The organism is Methylobacterium sp. UNC378MF, assembly GCF_900103195.1.
In the GTDB taxonomy this organism is placed as follows: domain Bacteria; phylum Pseudomonadota; class Alphaproteobacteria; order Rhizobiales; family Beijerinckiaceae; genus Methylobacterium.
Genome location: NZ_FMWU01000023.1, coordinates 31280 through 51597 on the forward strand (window position 1 = coordinate 31280; position 20318 = coordinate 51597).

At 68.7% G+C, this 20318-nt stretch carries 15 protein-coding genes; 8 read left to right on the plus strand and 7 right to left on the minus strand.

The genetic code is table 11. The features are described 5' to 3' along the window. Nucleotides 1-24 precede the first annotated feature (24 nt). The gene (locus BLT59_RS22360; RefSeq protein WP_091785690.1) at nucleotides 25-1287 is read right to left on the minus strand and encodes a flagellar hook protein FlgE; all 1263 of its coding nucleotides are present in this window, start codon (nucleotides 1285-1287) and stop codon (nucleotides 25-27) included. A 307-nt stretch (nucleotides 1288-1594) separates the two neighbouring features. Here BLT59_RS22360 and BLT59_RS22365 point away from each other — a divergent pair, with 307 nt between their 5' ends. Together BLT59_RS22365 and BLT59_RS22370 are read left to right on the plus strand one after the other, a co-directional pair. Beyond that, complete coding sequence (locus tag BLT59_RS22365; protein ID WP_091785693.1) at nucleotides 1595-2062, plus strand: BLUF domain-containing protein; 468 nt, start codon at nucleotides 1595-1597, stop codon at nucleotides 2060-2062. 7 nt (nucleotides 2063-2069) lie between these two features. Beyond that, nucleotides 2070-2528: a response regulator gene (locus BLT59_RS22370; protein ID WP_091785696.1), complete on the plus strand. Its 459-nt coding sequence runs from the start codon at nucleotides 2070-2072 to the stop codon at nucleotides 2526-2528. Nucleotides 2529-2621: 93 nt separating this feature from the next. On the opposite strand, the gene BLT59_RS22375 is transcribed toward BLT59_RS22370, so the two are convergent. Beyond that, nucleotides 2622-4235: a peptide chain release factor 3 gene (locus tag BLT59_RS22375; RefSeq protein ID WP_091785699.1), complete on the minus strand. Its 1614-nt coding sequence runs from the start codon at nucleotides 4233-4235 to the stop codon at nucleotides 2622-2624. Between the two features lie 185 nt (nucleotides 4236-4420). Between BLT59_RS22375 and BLT59_RS22380 the strand changes: the two genes are divergently transcribed. Continuing rightward, complete coding sequence (locus tag BLT59_RS22380) at nucleotides 4421-5950, plus strand: DUF1800 domain-containing protein (protein WP_091785702.1); 1530 nt, start codon at nucleotides 4421-4423, stop codon at nucleotides 5948-5950. Further along, nucleotides 5947-7134, plus strand: coding sequence for a DUF1501 domain-containing protein (locus tag BLT59_RS22385; protein ID WP_091785705.1), 1188 nt, complete (start codon nucleotides 5947-5949; stop codon nucleotides 7132-7134). The genes BLT59_RS22380 and BLT59_RS22385 overlap by 4 nt, the downstream gene beginning before the upstream one ends. A gap of 257 nt (nucleotides 7135-7391) precedes the next feature. Here the strand turns inward: BLT59_RS22385 and BLT59_RS22390 are convergent, their stop codons facing one another. Beyond that, nucleotides 7392-8438 (minus strand): threonine aldolase family protein, encoded by a 1047-nt coding sequence (locus tag BLT59_RS22390; RefSeq protein ID WP_091785707.1) that lies wholly within the window; start codon nucleotides 8436-8438, stop codon nucleotides 7392-7394. 222 nt (nucleotides 8439-8660) lie between these two features. Between BLT59_RS22390 and rpsU the strand changes: the two genes are divergently transcribed. Then, nucleotides 8661-8996, plus strand: a complete 336-nt coding sequence (gene rpsU / locus BLT59_RS22395) for a 30S ribosomal protein S21 (RefSeq protein WP_012322424.1) — start codon at nucleotides 8661-8663, stop codon at nucleotides 8994-8996. A 442-nt stretch (nucleotides 8997-9438) separates the two neighbouring features. Here the strand turns inward: rpsU and BLT59_RS22400 are convergent, their stop codons facing one another. Then, the gene (locus BLT59_RS22400) at nucleotides 9439-9831 is read right to left on the minus strand and encodes a response regulator (RefSeq protein WP_012322423.1); all 393 of its coding nucleotides are present in this window, start codon (nucleotides 9829-9831) and stop codon (nucleotides 9439-9441) included. A 320-nt stretch (nucleotides 9832-10151) separates the two neighbouring features. Between BLT59_RS22400 and BLT59_RS22405 the strand changes: the two genes are divergently transcribed. Continuing rightward, nucleotides 10152-10937: a class II glutamine amidotransferase gene (locus BLT59_RS22405; RefSeq protein ID WP_091785710.1), complete on the plus strand. Its 786-nt coding sequence runs from the start codon at nucleotides 10152-10154 to the stop codon at nucleotides 10935-10937. Between the two features lie 101 nt (nucleotides 10938-11038). Then, a complete protein-coding gene (locus tag BLT59_RS22410; RefSeq protein WP_091785713.1) occupies nucleotides 11039-12472 on the plus strand; it encodes an NAD-dependent succinate-semialdehyde dehydrogenase in 1434 nt (477 codons plus the stop codon). 44 nt (nucleotides 12473-12516) lie between these two features. On the opposite strand, the gene BLT59_RS22415 is transcribed toward BLT59_RS22410, so the two are convergent. After that, nucleotides 12517-12723, minus strand: coding sequence for a SlyX family protein (locus BLT59_RS22415; RefSeq protein ID WP_091785716.1), 207 nt, complete (start codon nucleotides 12721-12723; stop codon nucleotides 12517-12519). A 370-nt stretch (nucleotides 12724-13093) separates the two neighbouring features. Here BLT59_RS22415 and BLT59_RS22420 point away from each other — a divergent pair, with 370 nt between their 5' ends. Further along, nucleotides 13094-14569 carry a methyl-accepting chemotaxis protein gene (locus BLT59_RS22420; protein ID WP_091785719.1) on the plus strand — a complete coding sequence of 492 codons (1476 nt, stop codon included), beginning with the start codon at nucleotides 13094-13096 and terminating at the stop codon, nucleotides 14567-14569. Between the two features lie 16 nt (nucleotides 14570-14585). On the opposite strand, the gene BLT59_RS22425 is transcribed toward BLT59_RS22420, so the two are convergent. Further along, entirely contained in the window at nucleotides 14586-15740 is a 1155-nt protein-coding gene (locus tag BLT59_RS22425) for a GGDEF domain-containing protein (protein ID WP_091785722.1), read from the minus strand. 474 nt (nucleotides 15741-16214) lie between these two features. Continuing rightward, entirely contained in the window at nucleotides 16215-20285 is a 4071-nt protein-coding gene (locus BLT59_RS22430) for a Pls/PosA family non-ribosomal peptide synthetase (RefSeq protein WP_091785725.1), read from the minus strand. Nucleotides 20286-20318: the final 33 nt, after the last annotated feature.

A 20318-nucleotide genomic window follows, 5' to 3' on the forward strand; every position in this document is an offset into this window, starting at 1 on the left:
CCTCGGCGACCCCCTCGGAATCAGCTACCGGATCACATTGAGCAGATCGGACATCATCGTCTGAGCCGTCGACATGACCCGCGTGTTCGCAGAGTATGCCTGCTGGGTTACGATCATCTTAGAAAATTCGCTTGCAATATCCGTATTCGATTGCTCGATGCTGGCGCCGTTGATCGTGCTACCGTTAAGACCGGTCAGTGGCGGCCCGGAATCGGCAGTCTGGAGATAATTCCCCTTTCCATCGGCCTTCAGCCCATCTGGATCGGCGAATTGCGCGACACCGACTGTGGCGACGGGAATCACCGAGCCGTTTGAGAACGTGCCGCTGATCTTACCGTCCTCGCCCACCGAGACACTCGTCAGAGTGCCGGCACTGTTGCCGTCCTGACTAAGCTTCTTTGTGGTCACGGCGCCGCTGGCATCCGCGTACTGAGTCAGTCCGCCACTGACGTCCAGATTGAGCGATGCAAAACTATAGTCGCCGATCTTGACGCCGGTCAGTGCGACAGGGGCGGCCGAGCTCGGGCTGGTCAGCTGGCCCGTCGAATCAAAGTTGAATGCCGGCCCGGTTTGGGTCCAGGACGGCGTGTCCGTTGTACTGCTGTTGTAGTACAAGTCCCACGACGAGGGCGAGGTACCGGCGGCCGACGTTTGAACCCAGCGCATGCTGATCGTGACCGGCGCGCCAGTTGTAGTATAGCCAGTGATCGATGGACCCGCGATGCTGTTAGGTGGCTGAGCTGACGCACTCACGGTGGGGGATGCCGGCAAATTGGCTGAATACTCGATCGTTGTCGTGGGTTGGGCAGGAAGTGTCAGGTTGCCGATGTTGACCGGTCCCGTGCTGGTGACTTGACCGGTCGTGGGATCCAAGTTGGTGCCGGTCAGGTACCCGCCCGCACCATTGACCAGATAACCATCCTTATCCTGCGAGAAGTCTCCGCGACGCGTGTATACGTTCGCGCCGCTGAAGGTCGGCTGATTGTTCGCATCGCCGGTCTTCTGCACGACCGTGAAGAAGCCGGTACCGGTGATCGACATGTTGGTCGGTATGCTTGACGAAACGACGTTGCCGGCGATCGTGTTCGTCAGTTGTGACTGGGCCAAGACGGAGCCGGCGACCTCGCGCTTCGGCGTCGTTTGCGCCATCAAATCCACGAAACTGGTGTCGATGCGCTTGTAGCCGGTTGTCTGCGAGTTCGCGATGTTCCCGGATATGTTGCTGATGGCATAGGACTGTGCCTGCAGTCCGGAGACCGAGGTCTGCAAGGCAGAGAAAAGATCCATGGCGAGCGATCCCGATGCGCGCCGCACTGGCCCGCAGGGTTGGGGACCGCAACCGGCATGCCAGAGCTAAGCCCTTGAGAATTCGAAGCTGGCACGTTCTCGACCCGGCAGAGTTCGCCCATCATCGCGACAACCCCGGCAGATCCTGCCGGGTCGAACCCATCCTGGTCACGCATCCGTCGGGACGGCGCCCGCGGCGTTTACGCGGTGTTATTCCACACGCGCGAAGATGCCGCCGGGCCAGGGCAACGCGCAGTGCGGCCTGCCTGGACGCGCTGAACGGGTACGGACTTCGGATCTCGGGATCATGCGGGCGAAACGGACAAGCCTCGTCCACATCATCTACTTCTCGCGCCTCAACCTGTCGTCGGACCCGGCGAAGCGGTCCGAGCAGATCAGTGAGATCGGGCGGATCGCGCAGAAGAAAAACGAGTTCGCGGTGATCACAAGCTTCCTGGTCATCGAAGGCAATTTCGCCTGCCAGGTGATCGAGGGCGAGCGCACGTCGGTGCACGAGACTTTCGACCGGGTGAGCGCCGATAGCCGCCACCGTGATGTCCAGATCAGCGAGTGGCGCGAGATCACCAAGCGCGAGTTCGTCCACTCGTTCAAGAGCGCTCAGCGCACTACCGGAAACGACACGCTGTTCGCCAAGGCCAATTTGCTGCCGATGCTCCAGCGCGGTACGCCGAAGGCCTCGGCGATCCATGGGCTCTGCCTCTCGCTCCAATCCGACGCGATGTCCCGCCAGGGCATCGATCATCTCTTCATCTGAGCCGCCGATGTCCGAGAGCGATACGCCGCCGATCCTCATCGTCGACGACCAGGAGAAGCTTCTCCGCCTGATCGTGATGCTGATGACCCGGATCGGATTCCCCGATGTCGAGGGCGTCACCAGCGCGCCCGAGGCGCTGGAGCGGCTGCGGCAGCGCCGCTACGCCCTGGTGATCTCCGACCTCGACATGGAGCCGATGGACGGACTCAGCTTGCTCCGCGAGATCCGCGCCGACGACGCCCTGATGAACACGCCCTTCATGCTGACTGAATCCTCCTTCGATTTCGAGGATATCAATCTCGCCCACCAGGCCGGGGCGGACGCTTTCATTCTCAAGCCCTTCGACATGGCGGTGTTGAAGAGCAAGCTGAAGCAGGTGCTCAACCGCAAGCCGCGCAAGCGCGAGACGCCGATCGCCTCGGAATCGAGCTTGAGCGTGGAGTTCCCGATGCTGGGGAAGTTCTGACAGCGGGCCGTTTGGACGCTCCACCGTAAAGTGCCCATCCCCTTCCCCCTCCAGCGAGGGAGGGGGCGAATGGCTCAGCGGCCGCCGAAACCCTCACGCCGTCCGCTTCTGGTAATCCTTCACGTCGGTGAAGCGCACGGCCGGATAGCGCTCCTCCTCGTAGCGCAGCGAGAAGGCCGTGGTCGCCATGAAGACCGGGGCGCCGTCGAGGTCCTTGGCCATGGCCGAACCGTGCGAATCGATGAACTTGTCGAGTTCGGCGTCCGAGTCCGAGGAGACCCAGCGGCAGACCGAGAAGCGTGACGTCTCGTAGTCCACCGGTAGGCCGTACTCGGCCTGGAGCCGTTCCTTGAGCACGTCGAGCTGGAGCGCACCGACCACGCCGACGATCGCCTGACTGCCGTCCTGCGGCACGAACACCTGGACGACGCCCTCCTCGCCCATCTGTTGCAGTGCCTCGCGCAGCTTCTTGGCCTTCATGGCGTCGGTCAACTTGATCCGCCGCAGGATCTCGGGGGCGAAGCTCGGCACACCGCGGAACACAATGTCCTCGCCCTCGGTGAGCGTGTCGCCGATCCGCAGCGTGCCGTGGTTCGGGATGCCGACCACGTCGCCGGCATAGGCCTCGTCCGCGATGGCCCGGTCCTGGGCAAAGAAGAATTGCGGCGCCGAGAGTGAGATCGGCTTGCCGGTGCGCACCAGCCGGGCCTTCATACCCCGGTTGAGCTTGCCCGAGCAGACCCGCATGAACGCGATCCGGTCCCGGTGATTCGGATCCATGTTCGCCTGGATCTTGAACACGAACCCGGTCATGCGCGGCTCGGTGGGCTCCACGAGGCGCTTGTCGGCATCCTGGCCGCGGGGCGGCGGCGCAACCTTGGCGAGACCGTCGATCAAGTCGCGCACGCCAAAATTGCGCAGCGCCGAGCCGAAGAAGACCGGCGTCAGGTGGCCCTCGCGGAACGCGTCGAGGTCAAACGGCTTCAGCCCGCCCTCGGCGAGCTCCACCTCCTCGCGCCACGCATCCGCCGCGCCGTTCTCGGTGAGCAATTCGTCGAACAGCGGGTCGCCCGGTCCGGAGACCGTCACCATCCCGGCATCCTCGGCGGCATCGAGGCGGCGCACGCGGTTGCCGCCGAGCTCGTAGGTCCCGGAGAAGTTGCGGCCGGTGCCGATCGGCCAGGTGACCGGGGCGACGTCGAGGGCCAGGGTCTTCTCGATCTCGTCCAAGAGCTCGAACGGATCGCGCGCCTCGCGGTCGAGCTTGTTGACGAACGTGACGATCGGGATGTCGCGCAGGCGGCAGACCTCGAACAGCTTGCGCGTGCGCGCCTCGATGCCCTTCGCGGCGTCGATCACCATGACGGCCGAATCGACCGCGGTCAGCGTCCGGTAGGTATCCTCCGAGAAGTCCTCGTGGCCGGGCGTGTCGAGCAAGTTGAAGACGCAGTCACCGTACTCGAAGGTCATCACCGAGGTGACCACCGAGATGCCGCGCTCCTTCTCGATGCCCATCCAGTCGGAGCGGGTCGAGACCCGGTTGCGCTTGGCCTTCACCTCGCCGGCGAGCTGGATCGCGCCGCCGAACAGCAGCAGCTTCTCGGTGAGGGTGGTCTTGCCCGCGTCCGGGTGGGAGATGATCGCGAAGGTGCGCCGCCGCGACACCGGATCGGCCGGCCTCGCCTCGGTCTTGGTCTGCATCAGCATGGAGCGAACGCTCTGTATCGGCGGAACGTGGTGGTGCGCGGCGCGCCACTCGCGCGGTCTCGGGATCGTGTAGCGGCAAGCCCCGATATTGGCAAAGACGCCGGCAGAATGGGGCCGCCTTTCAGGCACCGTACAGGGGAGCGGCACCACGCTTCCCCGGCCGATTCACGCTTCGCGAGGCCCCGATGTCGCGCGCCGCAACACGCTGCTGTCTGGTCACCGTCCTGCTGCTCGCCTCGGCAAGTCCGGGGCCTCGCGCGGCCGAGGCGCCGCCGCGCGCCGCCGCGTCCGACGCCGCCTTCCTCGATGCCCTGACCTGGGGCGCCACGCCCTCTTCCTTTGCGCAGCTCACCGCGGATGGGCGAGCCCGCTGGCTTCACGCGCAGCTCCATCCGCCGGCCGAATCGCGGCTGCCGCCCGCCGCCCAGGCGCAGGTCGACGCGCTGACCCCGCCGGGCAGCCTGTTCGAGCGGGCCCTGGCGCTGGACGCGCAGGCGAGGGCCGCCAAGGACATCCCGGATCCCGAGGCGCGGAAGGCCGCGCAGCAGGCGTTCCAGGGCGCGCTCAACACGGCCGCGCGGAACGCCGCCTCCGTATGGGTGCTGCGGGCGCTCTACAGCCCCGATCAGCTGCGCGAGCGCCTGACGTGGTTCTGGTTCAACCGGTTCAACGTCCACCAGGGCAAGTCGACCCTGCGCGCCGCCGTGGGCGACTACCTCGACACCGCGATCCGCCCGCACGTGCTCGGCCGCTTCCGCGACCTGCTGATGGCGAGCCTGCGCCACCCGGCGATGCTGCGCTACCTCGACAACGACGCCAACGCGGCCGGCCGGCCGAACGAGAACTACGCCCGGGAGATCATGGAGCTGCACACGATGGGCGTCGGCTCCGGCTACACGCAGGGCGACGTCGAGGCGCTGGCGCGGATCCTGAGCGGCGTCGGCATCGACCTGAAGCCCGAGACTCCGAAGCTCCGCCCCGAGCACGCCGCCGATTACCGCCGGGACGACCTGTTCGCGTTCAACCCGAACCGGCACGATTACGGCGACAAGGTCTTCCTCGGCACGCGCATCCAGGGCCGCGGCTGGCCCGAGGTCGAGGAGGCGGTCGACCTGATCGCCCGCAACCCCGCCACCGCGACCAACGTCTCCCGGGCACTGGCCACCTACTTCCTCGGCCAGCCGCCCGACGGCGCCCTGGTGGCGCGGCTCGCCGCTGTCTTCGGCCGCACCGACGGTGACATCGCCGCGGTGATGGAGGCGCTGGTGCGCGAGCCGGCCTTCACGGCCGAGCGCGGCGGCGCCTTCAAGGATCCGGTGCGCTACGTCTTCTCGGCCCTGCGCATGGCCTACGACGCGCGCGTGATCCGCAACGCCGGCCCGGTGCTCGGCTGGCTGAACCGGCTCGGCGAGGGCCTGTTCAACCGCTCGACGCCGGACGGCTACCCCCTCGACGCCGCCGCGTGGAGCGGGCCCGGGCAGCTCGCGACGCGGTTCGAGATTGCCCGGCAGATCGGATCCGGCTCGGCCGGCCTGTTCAAGCCGGCGCTGCCCGATCAGGCCGAGGAGCCGGCCTTCCCGGTGCTCGCGAACGGGCTCTACTTCGCGGCGCTCTCCGGCACGCTGTCGGCGGCGACCCGGGCGGCCCTCGACCAGGCGGTCTCGCCGCAGGACTGGAACACCCTCTACCTCGCCTCGCCGGAGTTCATGCGATGAACCGTCGCGACCTGATCCGTGCCTCGGCGGCGCTCGGCCTGTCCACGGTGGCGGGGCGCGTCTGGGCGGCCCCGAAAGCCGACGCGCGCCTCCTCGTGGTGTTCCTGCGCGGCGCCTACGACGCCGCCAACGTGGTGATCCCGACCGGCAGCGAGTTCTACTACCGGTCGCGGCCGAACCTTGCGATCCCGAAGCCGGACGCCGCCGACCCGAAGGCCGCCCTGGCGCTCGACGCCGACTGGAGCCTGCACCCGGCTCTGCGCGAGACGCTCCTGCCGCTCTACGCCAAGGGCCAGGCCGCCTTCGTGCCGTTCGCCGGCACGGACGACCTGACCCGGAGCCATTTCGAGACTCAGGACACGATCGAGATGGGCCAGACGGTCGGGGCCGCCCGCGACTACAATTCCGGCTTCATGGCCCGGCTCGCCGCCGAGCTGACCCGGGTCCGGCCGATCGCCTTCACCGACCAGATGCCGCTGATCTTCCGGGGCGGCGAGACAGTGCCCAACATCGCCATCAACGGCGTCGGCAAGCCCGGCATCGACGACCGGCAGGCCCGCCTCATCGCCGCCATGTACAGCGACACCAAGCTGGCTGCCGCCGTGACCGAGGGGTTCCGGGTGCGCGACGCGGTCTACCACACGATCTCCGACCATGCCGGGCAGGCCGACCGCGGGGCGGTCTCGCCCAAGGGCTTCGAGCTGTCGGCCCGGCGCATCGGCCGCCTGATGCGCGAGAATTTCAACCTCGGCTTCGTGGATGTCGGCGGCTGGGACACGCACGTGAACCAGGGTGCCGGCACCGGCTACCTCGCCGACCGGCTCGGCGAGCTGGGGCGCGGCCTCGCGGGCTTCATCGAGGAGATCGGGCCGGGCTGGTCCGGCACGGTGGTGGTCGTGCTGTCGGAGTTCGGGCGCACCTTCCGGGAGAACGGCAGCCGCGGTACCGACCACGGCCACGGCAGCGTCTACTGGATCCTCGGCGGCGGGATCCGCGGCGGTCGGATCGCGGGGCCGCAGGTGCGGGCCGACGAGGCGCACCTGTTCCAGAACCGGGATTATCCTGTGCTCACCGACTATCGCGGGCTGCTGGGCGGCCTGTTCCGGCGGCTCTACGGGCTCGACCAAGCGAGCCTGCGGCGGATCTTTCCCAACGCGGATCCGGCGGATCTGGCGCTGCTTTAGGAGGCCGCCCGCTGAAGCTCGCGCCGTCCCAGCACTCTCGAGCCTGAGTTTTCGGCCTCTCCGTCATCGCGAGCGCAGCGAAGCGACCCAGGGCTGCACGATATCGGACGGCGTCGCGCGACACTGGGTTGCTTCGCTGCGCTCGCGATGACGACCGTGCGCCCGTCGTGCCAGCGTATCGACGCTCCTCAGGGAAACTCGACACCAGCGCGCGAAACACCTTCGGTGGGCGGCTCTGCACCCCTCTGTCTACCGGATCAGGCCGCGGCGGCCGCCAGCGCGCGCAGGTCGCCGACCAGCTCGTCGACTCGCTCCGGCCGGGCATCCCAGGCGAACATGAAGCGCGCCCCGCCGCCGATGAAGGTGTAGAACCGCCAGCCCCGGGCACGCAGGCCCTCCATCGTGGCCGCCGGCATCGTCAGGAAGACCGCGTTCGCCTCGACGGGAAACAGCGCCCGCACGCCCGGCAGCCCGGCGACCGCCTCGGAGAAACGCCGGGCACAGGCATTGCCGTGGGCCGCGTTCGTCAGCCACGCGCCGCTCTCCAGCATGCCGACCCAGGGGGCGGCGAGGAAGCGCATCTTCGAGGCGAGCTGCCCGGCCTGCTTGCAGCGGTAGCCGAAATCCTCCGCGAGCTTGGCGTCGAAGAACACCACCGCCTCGCCCGCATGCATACCGTTCTTGGTGCCGCCGAAGCACAGGACGTCGACGCCCGAGCGCCACGTCATGTCGGCGGGGCTGCAGTTCAGGCTCGCGCAGGCATTAGCGAAGCGCGACCCGTCCATGTGCAGGGCGAGGCCCAGCTCGCGGCAGGTCGCCGACAGGGCCCGTAGCTCGGCGAGGCTGTAGACCTGCCCGGTCTCGGTCGGCTGCGTGATCGTCACCACCCGCGGCCGCGGGAAGTGGATGTCGCTGCGGTTCTGGGCGAGCCCGCGGATCGCCTCCGGCGTGAGCTTGCCGCCCTCGGTCCGGACGGTCAGCAGCTTCGAGCCGTTGGAGAAGAATTCCGGCGCGCCGCACTCGTCGGTCTCGACATGGGCCGAATCGGCGCAGATCACGCTGTGGTAGGACTGACACAGCGCGGCCAGAGCCAGCGCGTTGGCGGCGGTGCCGTTGAAGGCGAAGAACACCTCACACGGGGTCTCGAACAGGTCCCGGAACGCGTTGGCCGCCCGGGCAGTCCAGGCATCCTCGCCGTAGGCCGGGGCGTGACCGCGATTGGCCGCCTCCATGGCCGCCCAGGCCTCCGGGCAGATGCCGGAATAGTTGTCGCTGGCGAATTGCTGCGAGTCGTCGTGTCTCATCTGCGCAACCTAGCACGGCGCAGGCGCAGATGGATCGCGCGGCACGGTTGGAACTGGTGCGCGCTTGGTGTAATAGCCCCGTCAAGGCGTGAGCTCCACGCCGATTCGGAAACCGACGTTCCCGTCCCTCCCGGGTTCAAACCGGGCGAGGGACGTTGCCGGTTTCCAGATCGGCGGCGGGCCGCGTGAACCCAGAACTTCAGGTCCAGAGGATCAAGTCCGTTGCAGGTACTCGTTCGCGACAACAACGTCGATCAAGCGCTCCGCGTCCTCAAGAAGAAGATGCAGCGCGAGGGCATCTTCCGCGAGATGAAGCAGCGCAAGGCTTATGAGAAGCCGTCCGTGCGCAAGGCTCGCGAGAAGGCTGAGGCCGTCCGCCGCGCCCGCAAGCAGGCCCGCAAGACCGCGATCCGCGAGGGCCTGATCGCCGCGCCGAAGCCGAAGCCCCGCTTCCCCGCCGGTGGCCGTCGTCCCGGCTTCCCGTCGCCGTCCGCCGCGCAGGGCCAGGGTGGCAACGCCGCTGGCCAGACCCCGGTCAGCCCGGCTCCCGCCGCCTGAGCGACACCACTCCGGTAATGAGAAAGCCCGGCCTGCGCGCAGGCCGGGCTTTCTTTTTGGGTTGCGACGAGGCCGGACGGAGACGCCCGGTAACGTGAGCCGTGCGCGACTGGACTTGTTTCCGATTGGATTGGGACGGGGGCGATCGCGTAGCCCGTGCCGCACAGGACACGGGACCCCTCTCCCGTGCGGGAGAGGGACGGAGTGAGGGATGCGACCGTTCCGGAAAGATCCGATCCCTCACCCCAGACCTCTCGCGAACGGAAGAGAGGCATGGCGCGTCTGTCTTGACCGGAGTCGTTCTTCCAAACGGTTGTAACACGAGCGGGAACAGCTCGAGGCGCTCAAGTCGAAGCCGCATTCGGTGATGCGGCGCCGAGTCGGTTCGCGGCGCTCGCGATGACGTGAAGGGCTTCGGCAGGCGCGCGCTGAGGCCGCCGATTCACGCCGCCTTGGCGGCCATGGTCGCGTGCTCGGCCTGGACCAGCACGTCAAGGGCCCGCCAGGGCTTCTGCATGTAGACCGCCTGATCGGGGAGCCGCGCGTCCCGGCTCGCGCCCGAGGTGACGACCACGCGGACGTCCGGCCAGCGCCGCTTCACCGCCTGCGCAAGCGACACGCCGTCCATAGCCCCCGGCAGGCGCACGTCGGCGAAGAGCAGCGCCACCGTCACGTCGGCGCGCTCCAGCACCGAGAGGGCCGCCTCCGCGCTCTCGCAGGCGATCACGCCGAGGTCGGTCTCCTCCAGCACCGCCGTTGCGAGGTCGCGCACAGCCGCATCGTCCTCCACGACGAGCGCCACGGGGGCGGAACTATCGGGCGTTGCGCGATCCATAAAAGTCTCCTGCTGCCGGTGCCTTGCCCCGCGTCGGGCCGTCGCCTGAAGGGCGAACTTCTGATTCCCCGATTCGGCCATGCTGACCCTTCATGAGGCGGCTCACAAGAGTCGCGTAGCTCCGGGGGCGAATGCCTGCCCTGCGGACAGGCGGCACCATTTTCATGCGCAACGCACGAAAATGGCGCAGTTTCCGGGCGGTTAAGAAACTGTTCACCGGAGTGGACCGACTGTTAACGTCCTGTGGCGGAACGTCTCCACCCGCGCGAGGCGTCTCACCGGATCGAACGCGGCCCAGAGCTGAAGGATCATCGTCCGACATGTGCCGTTTCCTCGCCTACAGCGGTGAGCCGGTCTTCCTCTCCGACCTCGTCTGCGCGCCGACCCACTCGCTGGTGCACCAGTCGCTGCACGCCGACGAGGGGAAGACCGAGACCAACGGCGACGGTTTCGGCATCGGCTGGTACGCCGAGCGGCCCGAGCCGGGTGTGTACCGCGACATCTCCCCGGCCTGGTCGGACGAGAACCTGGTGAACCTCTGCGGTCAGGTACGGGCGCGGACGTTCTTCGCGCACGTGCGGGCTTCGACCGGGACGGCCACCGCCCGGGCCAACTGCCACCCCTTCGTGCATGGCCGCCACCTGTTCATGCACAACGGCCAGATCGGCGGCTACCACCGGATCAAGCGGCGACTCGAGGCGCTGATCCCGGATTCCTACTACGACCATCGCCGCGGCAGCACGGACTCGGAGGCGCTCTTCCTCCTGGCGCTCGCCAACGGCCTTGAGGCGGATCCCGTCGGCGCGATGGCGCGGACGCTGAAGACCGTCCGCGAACTGATGGAGGCGGCCAATGTCTGCGAACCGCTGCGCTTCACCGCGCTGCTCACGGACGGCGAGACGCTGACCGCCTATCGCTGGGCCTGCGACGGCCGGCCGCCGAGCTTGTATTACCGCGAGGGGCCGGGCGGCATCGTGGTGGTGTCGGAGCCGATCGACGGCTGCCGCGAGGGGTGGCAGGTGGTCCCGAAGGGCGCGACCCTGCGCGCCCGCCACGGGACCGCGACCCTCGTCGAGGCGCCGGAGCCCGCTCGCGCCGCCGCCTGAATACAGTCGGCGGCAGCCATGCCGCCGCGGGGATTGCCGGGGCGCGCCACATCGCCACATTCCGCCTGCGGCCGATCGTGCGGCCGAGCGGGAATCGACCGATGTATCCGGATACCGAGCTTCACATCGCCGGGCACTGGCGCGCGGGTGCCGACCGGGACACCCTGGGGGTCCTGAACCCCGCCACGGGCGAGACGATCGGCCAGTGCGCGGTCGCCACCACGGCGGATCTCGACGAGGCCCTCGCTGCGGCCGCCCGCGCTTTCCCGGCCTGGCGCAGGGTCGCCCCCTTCGAGCGCGCCAAGGTGATGCGCAAGGCGGCCGACCTGTTACGCGCCCGGGTCGACGAGATCGCCCGGATCATGACCCTGGAACAGGGCAAGCCGCTGGCTGAGTCGCGGGTCGAGACCCTCGCGGCGGCCGACATCATCGACTGGTTCGCCGAAGAGGGTAAGCGCGCCTACGGCCGCGTCATCCCGGCCCGCGCCGACGGCGTGCTGCAGGCGGTGGTGCGCGAACCGGTGGGACCGGTGGCCTGCTTCACCCCCTGGAACTTCCCGATCAACCAGGCGGTCCGCAAGATCTCGGCGGCGCTCTGCACCGGCTGCACAGTGATCCTCAAAGGTCCCGAGGACACGCCGGCGAGCTGCGCCGCCCTGGTCCGCGCCTTTCTGGATGCCGGCATCCCGGGCGACGCGCTCTCCCTGGTCTACGGCAATCCGGAGGCCATCTCGGCCTACCTGATCGCCCACCCGGTAATCCGGAAGATCTCGTTCACCGGGTCGACCGTGGTCGGCAAGAAGCTCGCCGCGCTCGCGGGCGAGCACATGAAGCGCGCCACGATGGAACTCGGCGGCCACGCTCCCGCGATCGTGTTCGGCGACGCGGACGTGGAGAAGGCGGTGGCCGTCCTCGCCCCCTCGAAGTTCCGCAACGCCGGCCAGGTCTGCGTCTCGCCAACCCGCTTCCTCGTGCACGACTCGGTCTTCGACCGCTTCGTCGAGGGCTTCACCAACTTCGCCAAGTCGGTGAAGGTCGGCGACGGCCTCGATCCCGAGACGAAGATGGGACCGCTGGTTCACGGGCGGCGCCTCGACGCCGTCACGGCGCTGGCGGCGGAGGCCGAGTCCAGCGGCGCGACGCTGCGCACCGGCGGCAAGCGCATCGGCAATCAGGGCAACTTCTTCGAGCCGACGGTCTTCACCGAGGTGCCGCTGACCGCCCGGATCATGAACGAGGAGCCCTTCGGTCCCGTGGCGGCGATCAACCGGTTCTCCGACGACGACGAGGCGCTCACCGAGGCCAACCGCCTTCCCTACGGGCTCGCGGCCTACGCCTACACCCGCTCGGCCGAGCGGGCGGCGCGGGTGTCGAACGCGGTCGAGAGCGGCATGATCTCCATCAATCACCACGGCCTCGCCCTTCCGGAGACGCCGTTCGGCGGCGTGAAGGATTCCGGCTACGGCAGCGAGGGCGGCCCGGAGGCCCTCGACGCCTACCTGGTTACCAAGTTCGTCACGCAGGCGAATTTCTGATGCGCCAGCCGGTGCGCCGCATGCGGCGCGCCGGCCTCCGCGACTCAGTAATGCGGCGGCGGCGGCTCCGGCCCCCGCGGTGCTCCCCGGGCGGCAGCCTCCTCCACCTGCTCGCGCAGCATGTTGAGTTGCCGCGTCAGGCGGTCGATCACCCGCCACTGATCGGTGACGGTGCGGTTCAGATCCTCGATCACTGCATCCTGCTCGGTCAGACGCATCTCCAGGCGATCCATCCGCGTGGCTTCGTCCATGTGCAACCTCCAGTCAGTGCCGATCCGAAAGCCTTCCCTCTGCAATGGGGCCGGTCCGCCGGTGCTCGCCCCCTCCTAGCGCAGGCCGCCCGTCGAGCAACGGGAGGGGCGGCCTCATGCAGGAATCCGAAGGCAAGCATCAAAGTCATAATTCAAGTCCAAAATATTACTATATACCTTGGCAGATATCCGAATATTCTTTTCGACATCCATCCTTGATTGCAATCATCAAATTTATTGACTCAAGTCGCCGACTCGTGTCAGAGTTCTTGACAATGCGATTCATGGTTGTATCCCGAGAGTTACGGATTTTTAAGCCGATTACACCAGATTTGCCGGCACATTACAGTTCAGGCGAGCACGATTCCCGATGGCGATGTTTGGTTCACGCGATGACGCCCTGCTCGCGGCGATCGACAGGACGATGGCGCGGGTCGAGTTCGATCTCGACGGCACCGTCACCGACGCGAACGCGCTGTTCCTCGACCTCGTCGGCTACACGCTCGAAGAGGTGCGCGGCCAGCATCACCGGGTGTTCGTTCCGGAGGCCGACCGCGCGGGCCAGGATTACACCGCCTTCTGGGACCGGCTGCGCGCCGGCCAGCACGAGGCCCGCGCCTTCCGCCGCGTCACGAAATCCGGCCGGATCGTCTGGATCCAGGGATCGTACAACCCGATCCTCGACCGGCGCGGCCGGCCGACCAAGGTGGTCAAGCTCGCCACCGACATCACCGAGGAACGCACCCGCAACGCGCTCCATGCGGGTCAGATCGCGGCTCTCGACCGCTCGCAGGCAGTGATCTGCTTCGACCTCGACGGGACGATCACGGACGCCAACGCGAATTTCCTGGCCACGATGGGGTACACCCTCGAGGAGGTCCGCGGTCGGCATCACCGGATGTTCCTGCCGCCGGCCGAGGCGGCGGGCGCGGATTACGCGGCGTTCTGGGCCGCGCTTGGCAAGGGCGAGTATCAGGCCGGCGAGTTCCGGCGCCTCGGGAAGGGCGGCCGCACGGTCTGGATCTTCGGCGCCTACAACCCGATCCTCGACGCCGACGGCAAGCCCTGTGCCGTCGTGAAGTTCGCCACCGATGTGACCCGTCAGGTCGAGGATCGGCAGCGCCGGACCGAGGGCCAGCGCGCCATCGACAGCGATATCGCGGCAATCCGCGAGTCGATGAGTCGGGTCGTCCGGCAGGCCGACGACACCGCCGAGACGTCGAGCCAGACCGCGCGGAACGTCGAGGCGGTCGCCGCCGGTTCCGAGGAGTTCGCGTCCTCCATCGAGGAGCTGAGCCGCCACGCCCTGCAGGCGAAATCCTCCGTGGACCTCGTCGTGACCCGCGCAGAGGAAGCCGGCGCGATCGTCGTTGGGTTGACCGGCGCCGCGGACCGGATCGGGGCGGCGGTGAGCCTGATCCGCTCCATCGCAGACCAGACGAACCTCCTCGCGCTCAACGCCACCATCGAGGCCGCCCGGGCCGGCGCGGCCGGCAAGGGGTTCGCGGTGGTCGCGGCCGAGGTGAAGGCGCTCGCCGAGCAGACCGCCAAGGCCACCGGCGAGATCGGCACGCAGATCGCCGCCGTGCAGGCCGAGACCTCCCGGGCCGTCGCGGCGATCGACGGGATCGGCGCCACGATCGAGCAGCTCAGCGCGATCTCGCTCAGCGTCTCGTCGGCCGTGACCGAGCAGGCGGCGGTGACCCGCGACATGACCGAGAACATGCAAGCCGCCGCGCAGAGTGTCGCGGCCGTCCACACCGCCATGGCGGAGATCGCCTCCTCGGCGGGGCTCGTCGATGCCTCCGTGCGCAAGGTTTCGGAGGCGGCTCGCGCCCTCGCGTGAGCGGTCCGGCAGCGCCTCAGGCAGCGCGGATCGCGGCCGGATCCGCTACGGAGATCCGGTCGCGCCCGCCATTCTTGGCGGCATAGAGCGCGGCGTCGGCCCGCTGCATCAACGCCTCGAACGCGATTCCGGGACGAGCCTGCGCGATCCCGATGCTGACGCTCACGCGCAGTGCCGGAAGTTCAGGGACCTTGAGCTGCGCGAAGGTCTGACGCAGCTCCTCGGCCCGAGCCAGGGCCTCCGCGGGCGAGACACCGGGAAGCAAGCAGGCGAATTCCTCGCCGCCCAGGCGGCCCAGCAGGGCCTCCCTGGGCAGCAGAGTCGTCGCCATGGCACAGAAGCCGACCAGAACCGCGTCGCCGACCCCATGACCGTAGCGGTCGTTGACGGCCTTGAAGCGATCGAGGTCGAACAGCAGCAGGGCCGCGTCGCGGTGCGCGCGCATCGCGTCCTCGGCGGCTGTGGCGAAGGCCCGGCGGTTGCGCACACCGGTCAGCGCGTCGGTGGACGCGGCGATGCGCTGCTCGCGCTCGGCCCGTTCCTTGACCAGCGCCATGAAGGTGAAGGCGGAGGCGATCGAGAACATCAGGGTGATGAAGCACAGGATCGCCACCCAGGGCGAGGCGAGCGGGCTGAGACCCGGCTGCGGCGGCGCCAGAAGCGTCGCGGGGATCCGCACGAGATAGAAGGCGCCGTGCAGCGCCAGGATGGTGGCGGCCGCGAACCGGGAGGCGAGCCGCTCAGCGCGGCCGCGCCAGATCTCCGCGGTCGCGCCGCCGCAATACAGCGCCGCCACCGCCGAGGCGTAGACGATGCGAGCCTCGATCGAGCCGTAGAAGGCCGGGATCAGGCATAGGACGCACCATCCGAGCGCGCCGGCCATCGCAACGCCCGCCCGCGGCTCGCGGTGCTCGAAGGAGCGGACACCGCTCCAGATCAGGCCGTAGGCGGCCAGCACCACGGCGTTGGCGAGGCCAACCGAGACCAGGTCGGGGATCTGGTTGCGCAACGCGAGGCCGGTCGATCCGGCCGCGCCCAATAGATGGGCCGCGCCCCAGTAGGCCAGCACCGGGGAGTCGGGCGCCTGCCGCCAAGAGGCCATGAACAGCATGCCGACCAGGAAGGTCGTCACCGCGCTGACGACCAGCAGAGTGGCGGGATCGAGCTGCACGGACGACTGTCAATCCTCGACCTGGACGCTGGCGCCGTCCCATCGCCGCAGCGCGCTGCAGCACGACCGAACGACGATTCGGGATTTATGCCTATACCACTATATTTGGATGGGAGCCACAATAAGCCGGCTTAGAAAGCCTCTACGCTTCCGAAGCGCTAGTACACTTCCATATTTGCCCGAGGGACGGGATGCACTTCCGGTCCTGTTCAGATAGAGCCTGCGGCGATGATCTCGGCAGGGTAAAGCCCCTGCAGGGGCTTGGAACCTCACGAATGAGCCAGGCCATCTGCACGTCGACACTTTAAGGCGATTGATCCGGACCGTCCTTCGGCGGCCGGCACGGGCCCTGAATCGAGAACCGCCCGGCGTGCCGGACCTCGACGCGCCGGTGTCTCTGGCTCGGGGCTCTGTTGTGCGGCGCGTCGCCGTAGGGACGCGCCGCAGCCCGAAACGCGATGACCCGCCTTACCGTCAGGCGTGGTGAATTACCGGGACCGCGGGCGCGCCTTCCCACTCGGTATTGGCGGGAATCGACTCGCCCTTCATGACGATGGTGAGCGGGCGCAGCCGGGCGAAATCGCCGACCTTGGTGTCGTACAGCACCGTCGAGAACGCCCCCACCGAGACGCCGCGGCCGACGACGACGCGGCCGATCTTCATGATCCGGTCCTCGTAGAGGTGCGTCTGCAGCGCCGAGACCCGGTTGATCGTGGCGTAATCGCCGATGGTGACACAGTCGAACTCGGTGATGTCGGTGGTGAGCATGCACACGCCCTGGCCGACCTTCACGCCGAACAGCCGGAGCACCCAGGGGAGGAACGGCGTGCCCTGAAGGTGTTCGAGCAACACCTTGCCGGCGAGCCCCCAATAGGCCACCGCGATCGCCTCGGTGCGCATCGCCCACCAGGACCACATCGGCTGCATGCCGGGCTTGTAGACGCCCATCAGCAGCCACTTCATGGCGATGACGGCCGAGGACTGGATCAGCGCGATGGCGACGCTCGCCGTGATGAAGCTGATGGCCAGCCCCGTCCAGTCCTTCTCCAAGATGGCAGGGTAGAAGTACCAGTCGATCACGGTGATCGCGAGGGTGATGTAGAGCATCGGCGAGAACGAGGTCGCGAAGGCCTCGAACACGCCGCGGCGGATCTTCGGCCAAGCGCCCGGCTCGTAGGTCTGGGCGGTCGATCCGAGGTCCACCTTCTGCCGGGCGGGCAGCCGGATCGGCGGCGAGCCGAACCACGTCTCGCCGGGGCTCATGGCGGCGTTCTCGGGCGGCTTCGACTTGATGCCGATGAGCACGTCGTCGGGGATGACCGCACCCGGCGGCACCACGGCGTCGTTGCCGACGAAGACCCGCGCCCCGGTCCGGGTCGGCTCCAGATGCATCCAGCCGCGCCGGATCTCCTCCTCGCCATACACCACCTCGTCGGCGACGAAGTTCTTCGCGCCGACCTCGGCGAGGTCGTAGCGCCCGGCGAGGTTGGTCGAGATCTCGGCGCCGTGGCCCATATCGGCGCCCATCAGCCGGTACCAGGCCCGCATGTAGACGGTCGCGAACAGCGACGAGAGCGTCTCCAGGGTGACCTCGACCGCGAGGGCCAGCGACCACTTCCGCAGATAGAACAGGGAATGGACCGAGTAGGTGCCGGAGCGCGTCCGCGGCAGCACGATCCAGCGGATGCCGGCGATCAGGAGCACCGTGCCGGCGGTCATCAGCATGGCGGTCGGCCAAGTGAGGATCGGCAGGTACCAGTGGTAATCGATATCGGTGATGTCGGAGAGCGAATCCGAGATCTGGTCGAAGATGAAGAACGCCGGGAAGATCGGCAGCAGGCCGACCGCGGGGATCGCGCCGAGCAGCACGATATAGGCCGCCATGAAGGCCGTGCGGCGCGCGAAGGAGGCCTCGGCGGGCGCGGGCAGGTCCGACGGATCGGCCATCCCGACCTTGCGACCGGGTGAACCGTCCCAGCGCTCGGCCGCGCCCACGCGCGTGCCCGTGGGGATCGTGGTGAGGTCGGCGATCTCCGCCTGCGGCCCGATCACCGCGTCGTGGCTGATCACGCAGGAGGTCCCGACCGCCGCGTCCGCGCCGATCTCGACCGTGCCGATGACCAGCTCGTTGCCGACGATCTCGGCATTGGCGATGACGAGGCGGCCGCCCAGGGAGGCGCCGTCCCCGATGGTCAGGAGGTCGGGTGCGCCGATCTCGATGTCGGAGATCAGGGTGTCGCGGCCGACCCTGGCGCCCATGAGCCGCAGGTAGATGGCGATGGCCGGCGAGCCCTGGAGCCATTTCACGTGGACGAGGGGCGCCAGCCGCTGCGCGAGCCACCAGCGATAATAATAGGCGCCCCAGAGCGGGTACCGGCCCGGTCTGGTCCGGCCGAGGATCAGCCACTTGCCGGCCACCGCCGCCACCGCGGTCACGCCGTTGATCGCCACGTAGACGAGGAGCAGCACACCGAGTTCGGCGAAGAAGCTGAGGCCGCCGCCCGTGAGTAGCAGGTAGGTCACGAACATGCCGAGCCATTGCGCGGTGGCCAGCGCGATCACGAAGGGCAGCGCCACGAGCTGCCCGAGGCCGCACAAAGCCCGGCGCAGCAGCGGCGGCGGCGCGAAGCTCAGGTCGCGGGTCGCGGCCCCGGCACCCATCCCGCCCGTGCGGGCGATCAGCGCATCGGCCATCGCCCGCATGGTGCGCAGGGCATAGACGTCCGGCAGGGTGATGCCGGCGAGCGGCGGGTTCTCGCGCACCGCCGAGACGAAGCGGGCGGCCAGCAGGGAGTGGCCGCCGAGATCGGCGAAGAAGTCGCCCTCGAGGGCGATCGGCTGGTTGCCGAAGATCTGCTTGGCGGCGGCGACGAGGGCCGCCTCGGTCTCGTTGGCGGGCGGCTCCTGCTCGCCGTCGGCGGCGACGACCGTGAGCGGGGCGATCTTCAGCGCCTTGCGGTCGACCTTGCCGGAGGTCAGCCGGGGGAGCGTCTCGGCCACCTCGAAATGGCCGGGCACCATGTAGGGCGGCATCTGCCCGGCGAGCGTCCGGCGCAGGGCGGGGGCATCGATGGCGCGACCGCGCTCCGGGATCAGGAAGGCGACGAGGCGGTCGACCCCGTCGTCGTTCCGGAGCACGACGGCGGCCTGGTTGATGTCGGGCACCGCGCGGATCCGCGACTCGATCTCGCCGAGCTCCACGCGGAAGCCGCGGATCTTCACCTGATCGTCGATGCGGCCGTGGAACACGATCCGCCCGGCGGCGTCGAGGGAGACCGCGTCGCCCGAGCGGTAGAGCACCGGATCGGTCCCGTCCGAGGCGAAGGGATTGGCGATGAACTTCTCCGCCGTCAGTTCCGGACGGGCGAGGTAGCCCCGCGCCACGCCGGGACCGCCGATCAGCAATTCGCCCTGCTGGTCGCGGCCGAGCAGGGAAAGGTCCTCGCCGGCGACGTAGACGGAGTAGTTCGGGATCGGGCCGCCGATGGTCACCGGCTCGCCGGGCCGCATCTCGGCCGCGGTCGCCACCACGGTGGCCTCCGTGGGCCCGTAGGTGTTGAACAGCTGCCGTCCGCCCGTCGCCCAGCGGGCGATCAGCGGCTCGGGCAGCGCCTCGCCGCCGAGCAGGACCAGGCGGACCCGCGGCAGGTCGCCGGTGATCATCGCCAGCAGCGTCGGGACGGTGTCGAGCACCGTGATGCCCTCGGCCTCCAGGATGCCCGGCAGCGATTCCAGGTCGCCCATCATGGCCGGGCTCGCCACGAACAGGGTCGCGCCCACGAGGTAGGGGACCCAGATCTCCTCCATCGAGAGGTCGAAGGCCACCGAGGCGCCCTGGAAGACCACGTCGTCGGCGCGCATCCCGTAGAGCGCGTTCCCGGACCGCAGGAAGTGGCAGATATTGGCGTGGCTGATGACGATGCCCTTGGGCACGCCGGTCGAGCCCGAGGTGTAGATCAGGTAGGCGGGATGCTCGGGCGTCAGCCCGGCCGCGCGCGGGTCCGGCACCGGCGCGCCGGCCGGCGTCCCGGCATCGAGATCCGCCGGCGTCAGGGCGGGCGCCGCATCGGGCGCGGTCGGGACGAGCGCCGGGGAGACCAGGAGCGCCTTGGCATTCGCATCCGTGAGGCAGACCCCGACCCGGTCGGCCGGCGCCTCGGCGTCGAAGGGCAGCCAGGCCGCCCCCGACATCGTGATGCCGATCTGCGCCACGAGGAGGTCCGGGCCCCGGGCCATCCAGAGGCCGACGACGTCGCCGGGCCCGATGCCGCGATGGGCGAGGCCCGCGGCGATCCGGCCGGCCCGCGCGGCGACCTCCGCGTAGGTCAGGTGCGGGTGGACGCCCCCGGCGGCCACGCGCGCGCCGTCGACGAGGCAGGGATGGTCGGGCCGGGAAGCGGCCGAATGCAGGAAGATCTCGGCCAGGACTTCGTCGCGGATCAGGTCCGGCCGGTGGTCGCCGCGCAGGATCGCCGCCGCATCCCCGCGCGGCGCGCGCTCCCCGGCCGCCGGGCCGGGCCGGGTCTTCTCGGCGACGTCGCTCATCCGCTGCTCCGCTGGCCGCCCGCTCGGGCCGGC